Annotated in this window: 22 protein-coding genes; 21 read left to right on the top strand and 1 reads right to left on the bottom strand. The window is 69.6% G+C overall.

From position 1 onward, the window contains the following. The first annotated feature begins 1 nt into the window (after nucleotide 1). The 21 genes from ACFV1J_RS23825 (at nucleotide 2) to ACFV1J_RS23725 (ending at nucleotide 15,798) form a co-directional block, all read left to right on the top strand. The gene (locus tag ACFV1J_RS23825; protein ID WP_385861039.1) at nucleotides 2-175 is read left to right on the top strand and encodes an Rmf/CrpP fold protein; all 174 of its coding nucleotides are present in this window, start codon (nucleotides 2-4) and stop codon (nucleotides 173-175) included. A gap of 783 nt (nucleotides 176-958) precedes the next feature. Then, the gene (locus tag ACFV1J_RS23820) at nucleotides 959-1,438 is read left to right on the top strand and encodes a hypothetical protein (RefSeq protein WP_385861037.1); all 480 of its coding nucleotides are present in this window, start codon (nucleotides 959-961) and stop codon (nucleotides 1,436-1,438) included. A gap of 16 nt (nucleotides 1,439-1,454) precedes the next feature. Beyond that, nucleotides 1,455-2,465: a major capsid protein gene (locus ACFV1J_RS23815; RefSeq protein WP_385861035.1), complete on the top strand. Its 1,011-nt coding sequence runs from the start codon at nucleotides 1,455-1,457 to the stop codon at nucleotides 2,463-2,465. 7 nt (nucleotides 2,466-2,472) lie between these two features. Beyond that, nucleotides 2,473-2,715: a hypothetical protein gene (locus tag ACFV1J_RS23810; protein WP_385861033.1), complete on the top strand. Its 243-nt coding sequence runs from the start codon at nucleotides 2,473-2,475 to the stop codon at nucleotides 2,713-2,715. Nucleotides 2,716-2,717: 2 nt separating this feature from the next. Continuing rightward, a complete protein-coding gene (locus ACFV1J_RS23805) occupies nucleotides 2,718-3,116 on the top strand; it encodes a hypothetical protein (protein WP_385861031.1) in 399 nt (132 codons plus the stop codon). After that, nucleotides 3,110-3,430, top strand: a complete 321-nt coding sequence (locus ACFV1J_RS23800; protein ID WP_385861030.1) for a hypothetical protein — start codon at nucleotides 3,110-3,112, stop codon at nucleotides 3,428-3,430. Before ACFV1J_RS23805 ends, ACFV1J_RS23800 begins: the two co-directional genes overlap by 7 nt. Further along, nucleotides 3,427-3,786: a hypothetical protein gene (locus ACFV1J_RS23795; RefSeq protein ID WP_385861028.1), complete on the top strand. Its 360-nt coding sequence runs from the start codon at nucleotides 3,427-3,429 to the stop codon at nucleotides 3,784-3,786. Before ACFV1J_RS23800 ends, ACFV1J_RS23795 begins: the two co-directional genes overlap by 4 nt. Beyond that, nucleotides 3,776-4,201, top strand: a complete 426-nt coding sequence (locus ACFV1J_RS23790) for a minor capsid protein (RefSeq protein WP_385861026.1) — start codon at nucleotides 3,776-3,778, stop codon at nucleotides 4,199-4,201. The genes ACFV1J_RS23795 and ACFV1J_RS23790 overlap by 11 nt, the downstream gene beginning before the upstream one ends. 12 nt (nucleotides 4,202-4,213) lie before the next feature. After that, entirely contained in the window at nucleotides 4,214-4,687 is a 474-nt protein-coding gene (locus ACFV1J_RS23785) for a phage tail tube protein (RefSeq protein ID WP_385861025.1), read from the top strand. After that, entirely contained in the window at nucleotides 4,684-5,151 is a 468-nt protein-coding gene (locus tag ACFV1J_RS23780; protein ID WP_385861023.1) for a hypothetical protein, read from the top strand. The genes ACFV1J_RS23785 and ACFV1J_RS23780 overlap by 4 nt, the downstream gene beginning before the upstream one ends. A gap of 247 nt (nucleotides 5,152-5,398) precedes the next feature. Then, nucleotides 5,399-6,715 (top strand): hypothetical protein, encoded by a 1,317-nt coding sequence (locus ACFV1J_RS23775; RefSeq protein WP_385861021.1) that lies wholly within the window; start codon nucleotides 5,399-5,401, stop codon nucleotides 6,713-6,715. Nucleotides 6,716-6,742: 27 nt separating this feature from the next. Next, nucleotides 6,743-7,561: a hypothetical protein gene (locus tag ACFV1J_RS23770; RefSeq protein ID WP_385861019.1), complete on the top strand. Its 819-nt coding sequence runs from the start codon at nucleotides 6,743-6,745 to the stop codon at nucleotides 7,559-7,561. Nucleotides 7,562-7,563: 2 nt separating this feature from the next. Next, the gene (locus ACFV1J_RS23765; protein WP_385861017.1) at nucleotides 7,564-8,469 is read left to right on the top strand and encodes a phage distal tail protein; all 906 of its coding nucleotides are present in this window, start codon (nucleotides 7,564-7,566) and stop codon (nucleotides 8,467-8,469) included. Between the two features lie 15 nt (nucleotides 8,470-8,484). Beyond that, entirely contained in the window at nucleotides 8,485-9,468 is a 984-nt protein-coding gene (locus ACFV1J_RS23760; RefSeq protein ID WP_385861015.1) for a hypothetical protein, read from the top strand. Nucleotides 9,469-9,495: 27 nt separating this feature from the next. Beyond that, nucleotides 9,496-10,587 carry a hypothetical protein gene (locus tag ACFV1J_RS23755; protein ID WP_385861099.1) on the top strand — a complete coding sequence of 364 codons (1,092 nt, stop codon included), beginning with the start codon at nucleotides 9,496-9,498 and terminating at the stop codon, nucleotides 10,585-10,587. Next, complete coding sequence (locus ACFV1J_RS23750) at nucleotides 10,587-11,462, top strand: hypothetical protein (RefSeq protein WP_385861013.1); 876 nt, start codon at nucleotides 10,587-10,589, stop codon at nucleotides 11,460-11,462. Before ACFV1J_RS23755 ends, ACFV1J_RS23750 begins: the two co-directional genes overlap by 1 nt. A 19-nt stretch (nucleotides 11,463-11,481) precedes the next feature. Further along, complete coding sequence (locus ACFV1J_RS23745; protein WP_385861011.1) at nucleotides 11,482-13,425, top strand: hypothetical protein; 1,944 nt, start codon at nucleotides 11,482-11,484, stop codon at nucleotides 13,423-13,425. A 69-nt stretch (nucleotides 13,426-13,494) separates the two neighbouring features. Beyond that, entirely contained in the window at nucleotides 13,495-14,292 is a 798-nt protein-coding gene (locus ACFV1J_RS23740) for a peptidoglycan-binding protein (protein ID WP_385861009.1), read from the top strand. A 77-nt stretch (nucleotides 14,293-14,369) separates the two neighbouring features. Beyond that, complete coding sequence (locus ACFV1J_RS23735) at nucleotides 14,370-14,636, top strand: hypothetical protein (RefSeq protein WP_385861007.1); 267 nt, start codon at nucleotides 14,370-14,372, stop codon at nucleotides 14,634-14,636. Continuing rightward, nucleotides 14,633-14,887 carry a hypothetical protein gene (locus ACFV1J_RS23730; protein WP_385861006.1) on the top strand — a complete coding sequence of 85 codons (255 nt, stop codon included), beginning with the start codon at nucleotides 14,633-14,635 and terminating at the stop codon, nucleotides 14,885-14,887. Before ACFV1J_RS23735 ends, ACFV1J_RS23730 begins: the two co-directional genes overlap by 4 nt. 95 nt (nucleotides 14,888-14,982) lie before the next feature. Further along, nucleotides 14,983-15,798, top strand: coding sequence for a hypothetical protein (locus ACFV1J_RS23725; RefSeq protein ID WP_385861004.1), 816 nt, complete (start codon nucleotides 14,983-14,985; stop codon nucleotides 15,796-15,798). On the opposite strand, the gene ACFV1J_RS23720 is transcribed toward ACFV1J_RS23725, so the two are convergent. Next, nucleotides 15,785-16,999 (bottom strand): DNA cytosine methyltransferase, encoded by a 1,215-nt coding sequence (locus tag ACFV1J_RS23720; protein WP_385861002.1) that lies wholly within the window; start codon nucleotides 16,997-16,999, stop codon nucleotides 15,785-15,787. The genes ACFV1J_RS23725 and ACFV1J_RS23720 overlap by 14 nt on opposite strands. Nucleotides 17,000-17,040 lie beyond the last annotated feature (41 nt).

The following is a 17,040-nucleotide window of genomic DNA, read 5'->3' as shown; positions in this document are numbered from 1 at the left end:
GGTGTCCGTGAACGTCCGCGAGTCCGTAGTGCGGGCGCAGGAAGCCGGCCGCGCCGCCGGACGGAGTGCCGCCCCTGTCACGTCGTGCCCGTACCCGCGCGGCGACTTGCGCCGCGCGGCATGGGTCCGGGGATACTCCAAGGCCCGACCGCTCCCCGACGAGTCCGACGACTAGGGTCCGGCGGAACGTGGCCGCTCAGTCGCGGGTGCGGCGAACGCACCGGGCGACGAGATCGGCCACAAGGTGGAGGGCCATAGCTCCAGCGACGCTAAGCGCGGGAGCACCCTCCGGAACATATCCGGCGATGCTGGCCACAACGGGCACCCCCGTGATGCTGCCCGTGATCTCCAGGATGTGGGGCTTGCGCCACTGCCAACGAACCGGCCGCCACTGCGGCGCACCGACGTTCGCACGGCGGCTCTCGCGCCGAGCGCCGGTCCGCGTCTTACTGCTCATCTTCAGGTCCCTCCCGTAGGTCTTCGCGTCGGGCGTTCCGACGCAACACCCAGACTGAAGAGGGCAATTCGGGACCTCAAACGGCATTTCCGCAGGTCAGGGGGCAAGTTAACAGCGCGGGCTAGGGTGGAGGGGGCGCCGCTTGCGGCGTCGCCTCCAGGGTAGCCCGTGTTGTCAACTTAACGCCCCCTGCCGCCCATTCAGGCTCGAAATTGCGTAGAAAAAGCCATGCTGACGCCGTACACGCCGTAGACGCATGCGCGTTACTCCGCAATCCACGCAAACACCCCAGTAGGGCCCGCCACATGACGGCCCCTCTCTCATCGCCCGCACACCATCCCAAGGACGAACTCACCCATGTCTGAACCCACTTCGGCCTCCGCTACAACGCCGAGCAGCGGCCCCGGCAACGAGACGTCTTCGCCACCGGTCCCCCCGGCGGCGACCGCGACCCCAGCGCCACCGCCCGCAGTCGACTCAGCGGCAGAGCAGCGCATCGCCGTGGCCGAGCAGTCAGCGCAACGCGCACAGGACGAGCGCGACGAGCTGCGGGCCGCGCTCGACGCGGTGCACAAGGCGCTCAACCCCGGCACCGAGCAGGGCGAGCAGGACCCGGCCACGCTCGCCGCCGCCATCGCCGACCGCGACAAGCAGCTCGGCCAAGCCGCCGCCGATCTGCGCGCGGCCCGTGTCGAGCTCGCCGCCTATAAGGCAGCCGGCGAGCAGGGCGCTCGCGCCGACCGGCTGCTCAACTCCCGCTCGTTCCTCTCCGCGCTCTCCGAACTCGACCCGGACGACGCCAAGTTCGGCGAGCGGCTTGGCGACGCGATCAAGTCCGCCGTAGAGGCCGACCCCGATCTGTACCGCGCGGCCGCGAGCGGCCCTGTGCGCGGCGGCGCCGAGTTCAACGGCGCCCCCACGGGCGAACGCCGCGCCGCCACCCTGCACGACGCCGTCGCCGCCCGCCTGAGCGGCGCCTGACCACTGGAGAACCGATTTGCCTACTTCCCTCGCCGAGGCTCGCAACAACGCGCAGGACGACCTCGACGTGAACGTGATCGACGAGTTCCGCAAGAGCTCGGACATCCTCGACCGGATGACGTTCGACAACGTCGTTTCCCCGACCGGCGGCGACACCCTTACCTATGGATACCGGCGCCTGATCACCCAGCGCTCGGCCGACTTCCGCGCGCTGAACACCGAGTACACCCCCGTCGAGGTGCAGACGCAGCGCTACACCGTCGACCTCGTGCCGCTCGGCGGTAGCTTCCAGATCGACCGCGTGATCGCCCGTATCGGTCCGGCCGCCTCCGGCGCCGTCACGCTCAACATGCAGCAGCTCATCAAGGCGAGCCGCGCCAGGTTCGCCGACGCCGTGATCAACGGCGACAAGGCGGTCGAGACGAACGGGTTCGACGGTCTGTCGAAGATCCTCACGGGCAGCTCGACCGAGTACCTGCCGCTGAACAACGGCGTCGCCGCGGGGTTCGTCGACTGGACGGCGGTCAACGACAAGGCCGCCGCGCTCGCCGCGCAGACCCACATCGACAACTGGCTCGCCGCCATGGACGACACCCCCAATGTCATCTACGGCAACCGCAAGACGCTCGCGCTGTTCAAGCGCATCGCCGCCTGGTGCGATCAGATCGACAAGACAACCGACGCGTTCGGCCGCCCGGTCACCGCGTACAACGGAATCCCACTCGTCGACCTCAAGACCAAGGCCGGCAGCAACACTGACGTGATCGGCCTCGTCACCCGCGACCCCGACGGCGCCGGAAACGGCGGCAACGTGACCGGCCTCGGCGACCTGTACGCGGTCCGCTACGGGCTGGACGGCTTCCACGGTGCCTCGGTCGGGGGCGGTGCACCGCTGGTGAACACCTGGCTCCCGGAGTTCGACCGCGCCGGCGCCGTCAAGACCGGTGAGGTCGAAATGGGTCCGGTGGCCCCGGTGCTCAAGGCCACCAAGGCCGCCGCCGTGTTCCGCAACATCAAGAGCGCGTGAGGTGACCGTGACCGTGCGCATTACCGCCCCAGTGTCCGGCTTCACCGGGGAGGGACCGGGCGGACTGCCGTTCGTCGACGGCACCGCCACCACCAGCGACCCGGCGATCATCGGGTATTGCCAAGGCGCCGGGTACACCGTCGAGCCCCTCGACGACGACCCGCCGGACGACGAGTCCGCCACTGAGCCAGAAGGCCCGTCCGACACCAAGTCGACGGGCCGTTCTGCTGTCCGCAGCAAGAGGGGGTGATCGTGGCGCGGCAGCCCTACGCCACCCCCGAGGCTCTCGCCGCATGGCTCGGCGCCCCCGCACCCGCGGGCGCCGAGCGGCTGATCGCACGGGCCGGTGAGGACATCGACTCGGCCCTGCTGACCGCCGTCTATCCGGTCGACGAGGACGGCGACCCGACCGACCCGGCGGTCGCCGCCGCCTTGAGCGACGCCGTCTGTGCGCAGGTCGAATACTGGATCGCCACGGGGGACGACGGCACGGGCGCCGGCGGCGTCTGGGACTCCGTCTCGATCGGCCCCGTGTCCCTGTCCGGGCGCAGCAAGACCTCGTCGGCGACGGCCGGCGTCGAGCTCGCCCCGCGGGCCGACCGCGCACTGCGCCGCGCCGGCCTCACCCCGGGACGGGTGATCGCGTGGTGAGCCTGCCCGCGTTCCTGCTGCGGCACCGGATCACCATCGAGCCGTACCTCGGCGACTCCGCATACGGCCCCCGGTACGGTCCCGCGGTCGCCGACGTTCCCGCCCTGGTCGCCGAGTCCGTGCGCCAAGTGCGCGCGGCCGACGGACGCGAGGTCACCTCGACCGCGCAGCTCATCGCCGAGCCGGATCTCGACTGCCCGGCCGGCTCCCGTCTCACCCTGCCGACCGGCCGCGTAACGACCGCGCTCTCGGTCGCCCGCCACACCGCCCCAGGCCTTCCTGTCCCTGCCTGCTGCGAGGTGATGTGCGAATGAGTCCGCAGCGCTCCCGGCTCCGCCTCAACGGCGACGCCGTCCTGCGCGGCACCCACGAGGGCGCACTGCGCGGACTGCTGCTCGGCGCCGAGCACGTCCTCGCCGAGTCCCGAAAGCTCGTCCCGATCGACGAGGCAACCCTCGAACGGTCCGGAACCGTATCGGTCGACGAGCAGGAGCTGACGGCCGCCGTCTCCTATGACACGAAATACGCGATCAGACAGCACGAGGAACTCGGATACCAGCACGCCCCCGGGCGGTCCGCGAAGTACCTAGAACGGCCGATGAACAGCGAGGCGGCGACAGTCGCCGCGCTGATCGCCGCGCAGCTTCGGCGGTCGCTGCGTGGCCGCTGACCTGCTCGACGCGCTCGCCCGGTACCTCGACGAGCAGAGTCTGCTCACCTACGACCCCGACGGCACCGCGGGCGACACGTTCATCGAGACCCTTCCCCCCGAGCCGGCCGAGGCGGTCGGCCTGTGGCTGTACGACGCGGGCGCCCCGGACGCGCGCAACGGCTACGACACCCGCTCTGTGCAGGTGCGTGTGCGCGGCACAGCCGACCCGCGCGTATCGCGCCGCCGCTGCGAGGCGATCTACGGCGCACTTCACGGGCTCGCCGGAATCCAACTCCCGGGCGACGGCCCGTGGCTGGTCCTCGCCGCGGCCCGCGCGACTCCCGCCCCGATGGGCACCGACGCGAACGGCAGACACGAGCACGTGCTGAATATCGCCGTCGACGTCACCAACCCCACCCCGCACCGCAGTTAAGGAGGTACCCCGTTGGCGTCGCGACCGATTGACGCACGGGGCTGGATCTTCGAGGTTCGCGACGCCGAGGCGGCCACCGAGACGTGGCTGCCGATCGGCCTGCTCACGAGCTGGAACCGCAACGAGTCGGAGAACGAAGAGACGGCCGACACCACGACCAACGACAGCGAGGGCTACTACTCGCAGGACGTCATGCAGCGGGGCGCCACGATCGAGGTAGAGGGCCTGTACGCGCAGGTCACCTCGGGCACCCCGGACCCCGGGCAGGCATACATCGACAACGAATGGGCCTACCGCCTCGGCGCCAACTCCCAGAACGAGATCCGGTGGCGGCACAAGACGCAGAACGTATGGGTCATCTGGGACGCGACCGTGACCCCGGGCGAGCAGTCAGGCGGCACGAACGATAAGACGAGCTGGGGCGCGACGTTCACGCGCTGCGGCAAGCCGCGCACGGCCCCGGTCGCAGGTGGAGGTACGACGTGACCGACGACCCCCGCGCCCTGGTCGCGCAGCACGAGAGCGACGTCGCCGACTTCGACGCGTTCTTTTCCGAGCAGGCCGAGCAGCGCGAAGGGGTGCCGCTCAAGCTGTACGGCCACGAGTACCGCCTGCCGACGTCGCTCCCCCTGCTGTTCACCCTGCAAATGGAACGGCTCAAGGACTCCGCCGACCCCGACGACATCCGCAAGATGCTCGCCTCGCTGTTCGGCCCGGACGCACTCGACGAGTGGGCCGCGCGCGGCATGACCGACCGGCAGCTCGGCGTCGTCCTCGTCTGGTCGACCGCCAACTGCCGCCGCCCCGGCTCGGTCTCCATGGCCGAGGCCGCCCGCCTGTACGACGAGCGCGAGGGCGCCGCGGCGGGAAAAGCAGCGCCGAACCGGGCCGACCGCCGGGCCAAGAGCAAGGGGAAGGGGAAGCAGCCGGCGAGCTCTGGCAGGCGGTAATCCGCCACTGGGCCGCGGTCGAATCCGACCTCGCCCGCGAGTACCACCTCAACGCCGAGCAGCTCGCCCGCCTGTCCACCCGTCGTTTCCTCGTCCTGCTCGGCGGACTGCCCGCCGAGAGTGCGTTCGCCCGCCTGTGGCAGCGCACGCCCCGCGCCGTGACCGACCCCTCAGAGATCGCACGACTCACCGGAGTGCCTATCGATCACTGACAACTGAATAGCGCGGCCAAGGGAGGTGAGCTCCCTTGGCACTCACCATCGGCGAGCTCGTCGGGTTCATCGACCTCGACGACAGCGGCGCCCGGCAGGGTGTCGCCTCGGCCGAGGGCGCGCTGCGCGACTTGCAGCGCGGCACCGATGGCAGGCTGCGCGATCTGCGCGGCCGGTTCGTCGCCGAGTCCGCGGCAATGGGCGCCGCCCTCGGCGACGAGGTCGGCGAGGGCTCCGAGCGCGCCTCGGGGTGCCTCGCCCTGGTCGGCAAGGCCGTTGCTGGGATCGGCGTCGGTCTGCCCGCGGTCGCCGCGGTCGGCGTCGCGATCGGCGGACTCGCCGCCGGCGCCGTCGCCGCGCAGGCCGCGGTCAAAGCGTTCACGCTCGCCGCCGGACCGCAGCTCGAACAGGTCACCTCGGCCTACGACCTGTATACGGCGGCGCAGGACGCCGCGGCCAAGGGCGGGGAAGAGGCCGCCGCCGCGCAGCAGGCGTATCAAGACGCGCTCGCCAAGATGCCGCCCGCGACCCGGGCGACGGCCGAGTCGTTCATCGGACTGAAAGAGGACGTCAAGTCCTGGTCCGACTCGCTCAGCAGCACCACAATGCCCGTCTTCGCCAAGGGCATTGAGCTGCTGCGCGATCTGCTGCCGACCCTGACCCCGTTCGTCAAGGGCGCGGCAGCGGCGTTCGGCGACTTCCTCGACGAGGTCCGCGCCGGCGTCGAGTCGGCGCCGTTCAAGCGGTTCGCCGCGGACATGGGCGAGGCCGCCGGCCCGAACCTCGCCAACTTCCTCGACGTTCTCAAGAACGTTGCGATCGGGTTCGCCGGCATCCTGTCGGCGTTCCTGCCCGTCTCGACCGGCATGTCGGGCGGGCTCGCCGATCTCTCGGCGCGGTTCGCGGAGTTCGGGCAGAACCTCGGCGACTCCGAGGGGTTCGCGAACTTCCTCGACCTTGCCCGCACTGGGGCGCAGACCCTCGGCAACCTCGGCGGCGCCGTCCTCGACCTGCTCGTCGCCCTCGGGCCGCTGCTCGGCACAACCGCGCTACTCGTCTCCGCGTTCGCGCAGGTCATCTCGGCCGTACCGACTCCGGTCCTCACGGTCCTCGCGACCGTCATCACGACCGTAACGCTCGCGGTCAAGGCGTGGACCCTGTGGCAGACGATCTCGGCCACGGCCACGCGCGCGTGGGCAGCGACGCAGGCCGCATGGAACGCGGTCATGGCCGCCAACCCGATCATGCTCGTTGTCGGGCTGATCGCGCTTCTCGTCGCCGGCGTCGTCCTCGCCTACCAAAAGAGCGAAACCTTCCGGCAGATCGTTCAAGCTGCCTGGTCCGGCATCTAGACGGCCGCCTCGGTCGCCTGGGAGATCTTGAAGGCAGCATTCGACGGCATCGTCGGCGCGGCCGGTTGGGTGATCGACTTCGTCAAGGCCAACTGGCCGATGCTGCTCGCGATCCTGACCGGACCGATCGGGATCGCCGTCGGGCTGGTCGTCAAATACTGGGACAAGATCAAGTCCGGCTTTTCGGCCGCCTGGTCCGCCGTGCGCACGCTCGGCTCGGACGGCGTCAAGTGGGTCGCCGGGCTCCCGGGGCGCCTCGTCTCGGCACTGGCGAGCCTCGCCTCGAAACTCTGGAACGTCGCGACGGCCGCGTTCCGCCGCTTCAAGGACGGTCAGGTTCAGCTCGCGCTCGCCGCCGTCGACTGGCTGCGCGGACTGCCCGGCCGCCTCGCCTCCGCCGTCGGCTCCCTCGGCTCACTCCTGCTCGGCAAGGGCAAAGACGTGGTCCGCGGCCTGTGGAACGGCATCAAGTCCATGGGCGGGTGGATCAAAGACAAGCTGATCGGCTGGGCCAAGGACATGATCCCCGGGCCGATCGCTCGGGCGCTCGGGATCAACTCGCCCTCGCGGGTCATGGCCCGTGACATCGGCCGCTGGATTCCCGCTGGCCTCGTCCGCGGCATCGAGGGCGGACAGAACGCCGTCGACCGCACCATGCGCCGGCTCGTCACCCCGCCCGCCGTCCCCGCCCTGCCGCAGCTCGCCGCCCCCTTCGGCGCGGGCGGAACAGCGTTCGGGCCGAGCGGGCGCGGCGCCTCGGTCCACATCGAGCACTGGCACGGCGGCGAGCAGACCCCCGAGCAGAACGCCGCCGCGCTCGCCTGGCACATGAAGCAGAGGGGGTGATCGTGGCCGCCGGCGACAAGGTCACCCAGCGCGGACACGTCCAGTTCGGCGACGAGCTGCTCATCGGCCCCGGCACCCCCTACCGGTGGCGCTCCCTGACCGGGTGGGAGGAACTCCCCGCCCTCGACTCCGGAAGCGTCAACCGCGCCGACGGACACGGCAGCTACCCCGGACACCTGCTCGCGCAGGCGCGCACGATCACGCTCGACGACATGGTCGTGCGCGCCCCCGGCGGCACCATCGGCGCCACCGTCCGCGCACTGAACACCGCGACCGCCCTCGGCGACGACGAGCAGCCGCTCGTCGTGTGGATCGACGAGCGCGGCCCCCTACTCGCCTACGCCCGTGTGGTGCGCCGCGCGGTACCCGTCGGCAAGGGCTACGCGCTCGGCACCGTCACCGGAGCGGCGATCCAGTGGGAGGCATCCGACCCGCGCCGCTATGCGCTCGTCGAGCAGCAGGCCGAGACCCGCCTGCCGATGCCCGAGCCGGGCCTCGACTGGCACGTCGACCCCGGCCCCGAGGCATTGACCTACCCACTCGCGTTCGGGACCCCGGGCAGTACTGGCACGGTCACCGCGGCCAACGACGGCGATGCCCCCGCGCATCCCCTCGTGCGCTTCTGCGGCCCCGTCGAGCTCCCGTCCATCACCAACCTGCGCACGGGCGCCGTCCTCGAATACGACATCGCCCTCGCCGCCGACGACGAGCTGCTCGTCGACACCGCGGCCGGCACGGTCACGCTCAACCGCACTGCCTCGCGCCTCTACACCGCGACCGCCCGCAGCGTGCCCGAGCCGCTGTTCAGCCTCGCCCCTGGCGCCGCCTCGCTCACCTTCCGCGCGGCCCCCGGATCGAGCGACCCGCGCGCCGCCTGCTCGCTCCGGTGGCGCTCTGCCTACTGGTAAGGAGGACACCCCGACGTGACCGTGCGCGCCGGATGGCTGCTGCCCAACGGGCAGACCAGAGAAGACACCCGCCTCGTACCGCTCGGCACCATGGCGCCCGAGTCCGCCATGACATCCCGCGACGGCGTGATCGCCGGCGGCGACCCGCTCAAGGCGACAGGCGTCGCCGCCATGCAGGTACAGATCAGCACCGGCCGCGCCCTGGTCCAGGGCACCACCGCGCAGGGCGCCTATCCCGTGGCCGTGACCTCGCCCGAGACGCTCACCGTCGGCGACGGGAACGCCCAGTACACGCGCATCGACTCGGTAGTACTCAAGGTCTACGACGGGCTGTACGACACGAGCGAGCAGACCGCCGTCGCCGTCGAGATCGTCCAAGGGCAGCCCAATGCGACGCCGAGTCCGCCGACCCTGCCCTCGGCCTGTCTGCGCCTGTGGGACATCACCGTTCCCGCGGGCGCCTCGGCCGGTACCGGCGGGATTACGTGGGAAAGCGCGCTCGCCGACCGCCGCCGGTACACCGCGGCGTACGGCGGGATCATCCCCCGCGGTTGGGGACTGTCGTTCGCGGGCGCCTATGCGGGCCAGTACCGCGACAACGGCGCCGGCCTCGACCGCTGGGACGGTACGGCGTGGCAGCCCCTCGAACCGTCCGTCGGGTGGACCGCGGTAACACTCGCCTCCGGGTTCACCAACAACGGCAACGCGCAGGGCACCGTGCGATACCGGCGCGTCACCATCGCCGGCGTGCCGTTCCTGCAACTCCGCGGCGGCGTGTCCTGGGCGACGTCCGGCTCGATCCCCAACTCGGGGAACCTTCTGGCCGCGGTGCTGCCCGCCAACTGCCGGCCCGCCGCGCTCACGTCCGTGCCGATCGCGGCCGGCGGCGTCGACATCAAGCTCGACGTCCAGACCAGCGGGCAATTGCGCTTCATCAGCGTCACGGGCGTGACCACCTGGGCCGCTCTCTCCGGAGTGCAGTACCCGCTCGACGCGTAGAGGGGGGGTAAGCCCGTGGCCGCCCCCATGTATCGGGCGCTGCTGTGCGATCTGCGCTCTGATCAAGTCCTCGACGCGCTGCCGCTCACCGACGTGTCGTTCGACGACTACATCGGCAAGACCGGCTCGGCGAGCGTGACCGTCCCGCTCCCGAACCGGCAGATCGCACAGCGGGCGCGCGTCGCCGTCGAGCCCGGTCGCACCGCTCTGTGGATCGAGCGCGGCGCCGAAATCTGGTGGGGCGGCGTCGTCTGGACCGCCAACGTGAGCAGCAACGACCGCGGGTTTCTCGGGCTCCAGATCGGCGCCGGCGGGTGGGCGAGCTACCTCGATCACCGCGTCGTCTTCGACACCCAAGAGGCCAAGCAGACTGATCAGTTCGACATCGCCCGGGGCCTGATCGCCTACGCACAGTCTGTGGACGGCGGCGACATCGGCATCGAGTTCGGCACGGAAGTCTCGAACGTCGTCCGTGACCGGCTCTATCGCCGGTACGACCAGCCGCGCATACGCGAGCTTCTCGACCAACTCGGCGCCGTCGAGGAGGGGTTCGAGTGGCGCATCATGTCGTACCGCGACCCGGGAAGCGGGCGACGCATCAAGCGATTGCAGCTCGGCTCGCCCATCATCAGGGCCGGAACGAGCGAGATCGTCCTCGACCGCCCCGGGCCGATCATGTCGTACGGGTGGCCTATCGACGCCAGCGTTCAGGCGAACGCGTGGCAGGCACGGGGCGCCTCGGACAACAAGAACCAAGCAGCCGAGTCCCTGCCACTGCTCTCCGAGGTGCTCGTCGCCGACGAGGACATCGCCGCAGGATGGCCGCGCCTCGACGGCACCGCCGACTACTCCACCGTGACCGAGCAGGCCACCCTCGCCGCGCACGCGCGCGCGGACCTCGCCGCCGCCCGCCAGCCGCGGACCATTCCCGAGATCACCGTCGCACTCGACCGCATCCCCCTGTCCCCCGCTCTGCTCGGCGCCACCGTCCGCGTACGCATCCGCGACGACTGGTTCGCCGAGGGCCTCGACGAGCGGTACCGCGTCGTCGGCCTCGCGATCTCCCCACCCGTGCGCGGCCGACCCGAAACCGCGAAGCTCTACATGGAGGCCGCCTAGTGGCTGCTGTACCCCTCGACCTGCTCGACCGTATCCGCGCTCTCGAACGGCAGGTGCGCGAGCTCACCGGACGGGCGCAGATGCGTCCCGCGCTGAATGAGGTGCTGCACGGCGATGTCGTGATCGGCGAGGGCGGACGGCTGATCGCCATGGCCCCGAACGGTAACCGCATCTTCATGACCGGCGAGACCCCGGCGGGTGACTGGGCCGTCGGCATCGCCCGCCCCACGGACGGCACCGCCGCCCTCACCGTCGGCGACGAGAACGCCGCCGGCGCCGGACAGATGGTCCGCGTGTGGAACCGCGACCAGGGCAACCGCGACGTGATCGTGATGGATGACGCGTTCTCCGAGCGATTCCTCGGCCGCCCCTGGATACCCATCGGCCTGTACCCGACCGCGCGGCAGTCCTACACCGGCACCGCCTATGACACCGCGTGGTGGGGCGCGAGCCCCGCACACAACGCGGTCGCCGTGATCGTCGTGTTCACGTACGCAGGCACGGGTGGCGGACAAGTGAAAGTGACCATGACGCCGTCCGGGGACAGCGCGAGGACACTCGCCGAGTACGACGTCGCCGCGAACACATGGACGCAGCGCACGATCGAGGCGCCGCTCGACGGCGTCGAGTTCCTGCAGACCGTGACGTGGGATGTCAGCCACCGCGCCAAGAACAGCGGCGTCAACGTCGAGACGCGCCTCTACCGGGCCTACACCCGGAACACCTTCACCGCCGACGAGGCGCCCGACACCCCCGTACGCACAGCCGCCACAGCAGCGGCGGCACAAGACCCGCTCAGCGTTCCGGCCGCGTCGTTCGCCGACAGTCCGCCGCCCGCCGGCGACGAGCCGGGACTGCGCGCCATCGACGACTGACAAGGAGGCGCCCTCCTTCGTGCTGCCCGAGAACATCCCGAGCGTCACCGTGCGCGGACGGTTCCTCGACCCCTCCGGTCGCCCCCTGTCCGGCGCCGTCACCTTCCGCGCCCCCGCGCAGCTCACTTTCCCCCAGTCCGACGTGATCCTCGGCGGCCCCGTGGTCGCTCCGCTCGACGCGCAGGGCGCGATCGAGGTCACCCTGCCCGCGACCGACGCCCCCGACATGGACCCGTCGGGATGGGCGTACATCGTCGCCGAGCAGCTCGCCGGAATCCCCGTCGGCCGTACGTACAACGTCCTGCTACCCAAGGCGCAGCCCCTCGTCGACCTCGCCGACATCGCCCCGACCGACCCCTCGAAACCGAACTACGTCGGCGTACCCGGACCCAAGGGCGACACCGGACCGGCCGGCGCCCCCGGCTCACGGATCTACACCGGCAGCGCCCCGCCCGCCGCCGACATCGGCATCGACGGCGATCTCTACATCAGGTACGAGACGGCGACCGTGCTCGGGGTGACCAGTACGACCGTCACCACCTGGCAGCGCACCGCCGGATCGTGGGCGCAACTCGGCGGCGAAGTGCGCGGCGCCGCGTGGTACTTGAACAACGGCAGCACGTCGAGCACCGGCACCAGGGCGGGCGACTTGCTGCTGCGCACCGATACCGGCGACGTCTACCAGAACAGCGGCTCCGGATGGGGCACCGCGCGCGGGAACCTGCGCGGCCCCAAGGGCGACAAGGGCGACCCCGGGCCGACCGGCGCCACTGGTGCTCCAGGCGTCGTCCAGTCCGTCAACGGCAAGAGCGCCGCTGACATCGTCCTCGCCGCGGCCGACGTCGGCGCCGTCGCCAATAACGGCGGATACAGCCGCACCGACGGAACCCTGCACGTCGTCTACGCCGGTACCGGCGCCGACGTGTTCAAAGCGTCCAACGCCGATCAGTCCGCGTACACCGCCGTCAACAAGAATGCCGAGCTCGTCTCGAACACCGCCGCCAAGGTCAAGAACCTGACCGTCGGCTCAGTGACCAACTACGGCGCCGGCGATGACGGAATCTTGGCCGTGGCCAACGCCGCCACCGTCCCGAGCAGCAGCCACCCGTCGGGGGCGCTGCTGTACGCCGAGGGCGGCGCGCTGAAAGTACGGCAGTCCGACGGAACCACGTTCACCGTCGGAGCCGGGGGCACGGGCGCGGTCGCGTCCGTCAACGGCAAGACCGGCACAGTCGTGCTGAACGCCGCCGACGTCAGCGCCGAGGCCGCCGGAACCGCCGTCCTGCTCACCGGAACGCAGACGATCGCCGGCTCGAAGACGTTCAGCAGCGTTCCCTCGTCGAGCGCGGCACCGACCGCCGACAACCACCTCGCCCGGAAGAGCTACGTGGACGCGCTCGGCGGGGGCGAGTGGCGCGCGTCCGACTTTGGTCTGCTCACGTGGGCATTCGACCCCGCCGTCGGGCACTCCGCCCCGCTCTACCCCGGATCTGGCCCGATCCGCGTCACTGCCGTCTACCTGCGGTCGGCGGCGTCCGTGACGAAAATCGTGTGGCACTTCGGCGGATACGCGGGCGGACTCACCACCGGATCGTGGGCCGCGCTCTACAACTCCGCCGGAACCAGGGTCGCGCAGACCGCAGACCTGTCGACCGCAGGAGCCGAGCCGGCCGAGGTCCACAACGCCGGCGGGGCGACCGTCTCCGTCCCGCTCACCGCCGCCTACTCCGCCGCCACCGGCCTGTACTACGTCGCGTGGCGCTTCCAGTACAACACCAGCACGGGCGACGGCCCGATGATGCTCGTTGCCGAGAGCTCGTTCGGCTCCCCACCCAACGTCTTCGGTCTGACCACCGTTCGCCGGTTCGGCTCGTACGCGACCGGTGCCGCAACGGCGCCCGCGTCCCTCACCCTCAGCTCGATGGAGAACGGCAGTAACCGATTCTGGGCCGCGCTCGCCTAGACCGCCCGCCAATTCAACACGCCCCGTGCCCTCATGGCCCGGGGCTTTTCTCATGCCCGAGGAGGGCCCTTGCAGTTCGTGACCCGCGCCCAGTGGGGCGCCCGTCCCTCCCGACACCCGCTCACCTACATAGGCAGCACGCGAGGGGTGAAGATCCATTACGAGGGCACAGCCGTACCGGCGTCCCTCGCCCGCCCCGAGAATCACGGGCAGTGCGCGGCACGCGTCCGCGCGATCCAGGCGAGCCACCTCGCCAACACCAAGGAGAACTACTCCGACATCGCGTACAACGCGATCGTCTGCCCGCACGGCTACGTGTTCGAGGGCCGCGGCGCCCACAAGAAGACTGGCGCCAACGGGAACAGCTCGCTCATCTCCGCGCATTACGCCGTGTGCGCCATGGTCGGCGACTCGGGTCTGACCACCCCGACCGACGCGCAGCTCGCCGGCCTGCGCGACGCCGTCGAGTGGCTGCGTAAGAGTGGCGGCGCCGGCAACGAGATCAAGGGACACCGCGACGGATTCGCGACCGCCTGCCCCGGACCGGCGCTGTACGCATGGGTCCAGAAGGGCGCCCCGCGCCCAGGCGGCACCACACCGCCCAAGCCCAAGCCGTCGGCGTACGAGCCGTTCCCGGGCGCCGACTGGTTCAGGAAGCACCCGCGCTCGCCGATCGTCACCGCCATGGGACGGCGCCTCGTCGCCGTCGGCTGCTCCGCATACCGCGATGGCCCGGGACCCAAGTGGACCGAGTCCGACCGCCAGTCGTACGCACGGTGGCAGCGCCACCTCGGCTACCGCGGCGACGACGCCGACGGGTGGCCCGGCCGCGCTTCCTGGGACGCGCTCAAGGTCCCCAAGGTCTGACCCCGACCACCCCGCCCCACGGGCCGCCCGCACACCGCGGGCGGCCCATTCCCTTTTCCACGGAACGAGGTACCGCCATGACCGACGCCACTCGCCGCACCATCCGCACCGTCCTGCAGACCGTGCTCGCCCTCGCCGCCGGCGCCCCGCTCATCATCGACGCTGCTGGCATCCCGCAGACCGCGGCCGGCGTTGGCGTCGTGCTCGCCGTCGCCGCGGGCATCACGCGCGTGATGGCCCTTCCCGTCATCGAGGGCTTGCTGCCCTCGTGGCTGCGCACCGCCCCGCACCGCGACGACGAGCTGCTCGCCTTCGGCCGAACAGATAAGGGGACCGCCGAGTGACCGACCCCTCGCCGTCCGATGTCGCCCTCGAACTTGAGCGACTCCGCGGTGCGGTCGAGGCAGGATTCGCCCGCCTCGACGGGCAGCTCGCCCTCGTCGTGCAGCGCGGTGACCAAGTCGACCGACAGCTCGCCGACCACGAGCAGAGGCTCGACGCCCTCGAACGCTCTCGCTGGCCGCTCCCAAGCGTTCTCGCCCTGGTCGCAATCGTCGGAGTCGCCCTCAACTTGTGGCAGCTCACGGCCCGGTGACGTGCACCCCGGCACACCAGCTTCACGCTGGGGCGTGAGTCCGGCCTCACGCCGACGCCTTCGACGAGACGGGCAGCTGAACGTAGTCTCAGCCCATGAGCAGCGACCGTGAGCGGGTAACCAATGAGATCACCAGTGGACTTAACCACCTGTCGATGCGACAGCTTGAGACCGTGGCATCAATGGTCAAGAGCCTCAACATCCCCGTCCAGTTCATCCCGGGTTCAGGCGTAGACATCGTAGATGAGGCATTTGCTGAGGAGATGTCCAATCTCCTCAGCCTCCACCACTCAAATCACGAGGCGCCGCTCAACAAGAAGCCCTTTGAGTACGCGATGAAGCGTTGCCTGATTGCCCAAGGGCACAACGAGGCTGATCTCAACCCGGCGCCTGGCGAGTCCGCTTATGACGTCTTCGGGAACGGCGAGCGATGGTCGCTGAAGACGGAAGCCGCCAAGGGGCTGAGTGCTACGCAGGTCAAGATCGAAAAGTTCTCCGAGGCTCGTTGGGTGCGCGAGGCGACGACGGCTGAGCTATGTGCAGCAGAGGTTCGTGAACGCCTCCCCCGGCACATGGACGGGTACGACCGCATCCTGATCCTGCGCGCGGAGACACGAACTGACAGCTTCGTCTACACCTTGGAGGAGGTACCGAAAAAGGTCCTGCTCGACTGCTTCACTTCGGCCACCCCTGAGATGTTCACGAAGAAGGACCGTGGCGGAAAGCCAGGGATCAGCTTCGGCGCGGACTTCTCACACCCAACCAACGGGGACAAGGTTTTCAGGATGCTTCTGGATTCCAGCGTCGAGAAGGTTCGACTCTGGTACCAGACGAAGTACTGCATTCACCATGGCTCTTGGGTGGTGTCCAAGCCCGACAGCGATGAGCTGACCCTCTTTACACAAGCGTGAGCTGCGCCGATTCTGCAGCAACGAAGTCGTCCACGCGCAGCGAGGTCTTAGGCAGAACCACCTGATCGAGATCAGGCTTCTCGCCGGTGAGGATCCACTGAGCGACCCACGCGAGCTGGTGGGAGACAAGAGGGGGGACCGCGTCGCCGATCTGACGGTAGAGGTTCTTACGGCTTCCGCCGGTGAACATGTAGTCAGATGGGAATCCGTTCAGGATGCCAAGCTCGCGAACCGTGCACTGCCGATCCTGTTCGGGGTGAGCATAACGCCCGTTGCCAACATGCGAGCACTCACGCTTGATGGTGGCAGCGGGCTTGTCCCATGACATACGCCCGTAAACGTCGCAATAAGAGTTCAGCCTGCCCCGCTCAACGGCCTTCCACATGGACGGAATCAGGTACTTCTCCGTGTCGGGGTTTCCGAGCAGGTCGGGCCAGCTACCTCCGTCGTGAGGCATTGCCGCGATTCTTTCGAGCGACTCGCCCTTGAGGAGGGTGCTCGTGTGATTGGGGTCGTCCGGGTGAGTCTCGCCTGAGTCGACCTTGGGGAGATGCGCGATGGCGCGTCGCACCGTAATGGCCTGAGGGCTCACCTCGTACCCCCGCCAGAGATCTTCGAGCGTGTAGAGGGGGAGGTCGGATGCAACCGCGATGACGAGGGCTCGTTCTCTCTGCTGCGGGAGCCCGAAGCGGGACAAAGCATGCGAAGAGGCGTGAACCTTGTAGCCCATGCCCTGGAGGTTCTCCCGAAGGGCGGCGAAGTGGTGCCGGAAGTTCCCATTCAGGAGCTGCGGAACATTCTCCATCATGAACACCCGAGGCCTCATGCGCGCTACATGATCAGCCACACGCGCAACGAGAGAATTCCTCGGGTCGTCCTCCGCCCAGTTCTTCGACACCGCGCGAGAGAAACCGGTGCAGGGCGGGCACGCCAAGAGGACCTCAAGGTCCTCCACGTCCGCCGGCATCTTCTCCGCCAGCTCGTCAGCCGAGATGACCGACAGGTCCACGGCCAGGGGCTCCACCTTGAGATTGGCCGCGTAAGTGTCGTTGCAACCGATCGCACCGTGCCCGGTACTCGGCTTCCCAACCTCCACGTCGGCGGCACCGACAAGGTCGAATGAGGGATGCGCATAGAAGCCGCAGCTCATGCCGCCGCCGCCGGAAAAGAGATCGACGACGCGGTTCGCCTTAAGGCCCACCGGCACTCCCCTCGCGCTAACACCTCAGCAACATCTTGAAC

Origin of the sequence: Streptomyces sp. NPDC059649, from assembly GCF_042734445.1 — a bacterium.
Classification (GTDB): Bacteria; Actinomycetota; Actinomycetes; order Streptomycetales; family Streptomycetaceae; genus Streptomyces.
The sequence above is the reverse complement of the archived record's forward strand: the minus strand, read 5'-3'. Positions and strand labels throughout refer to the sequence as shown.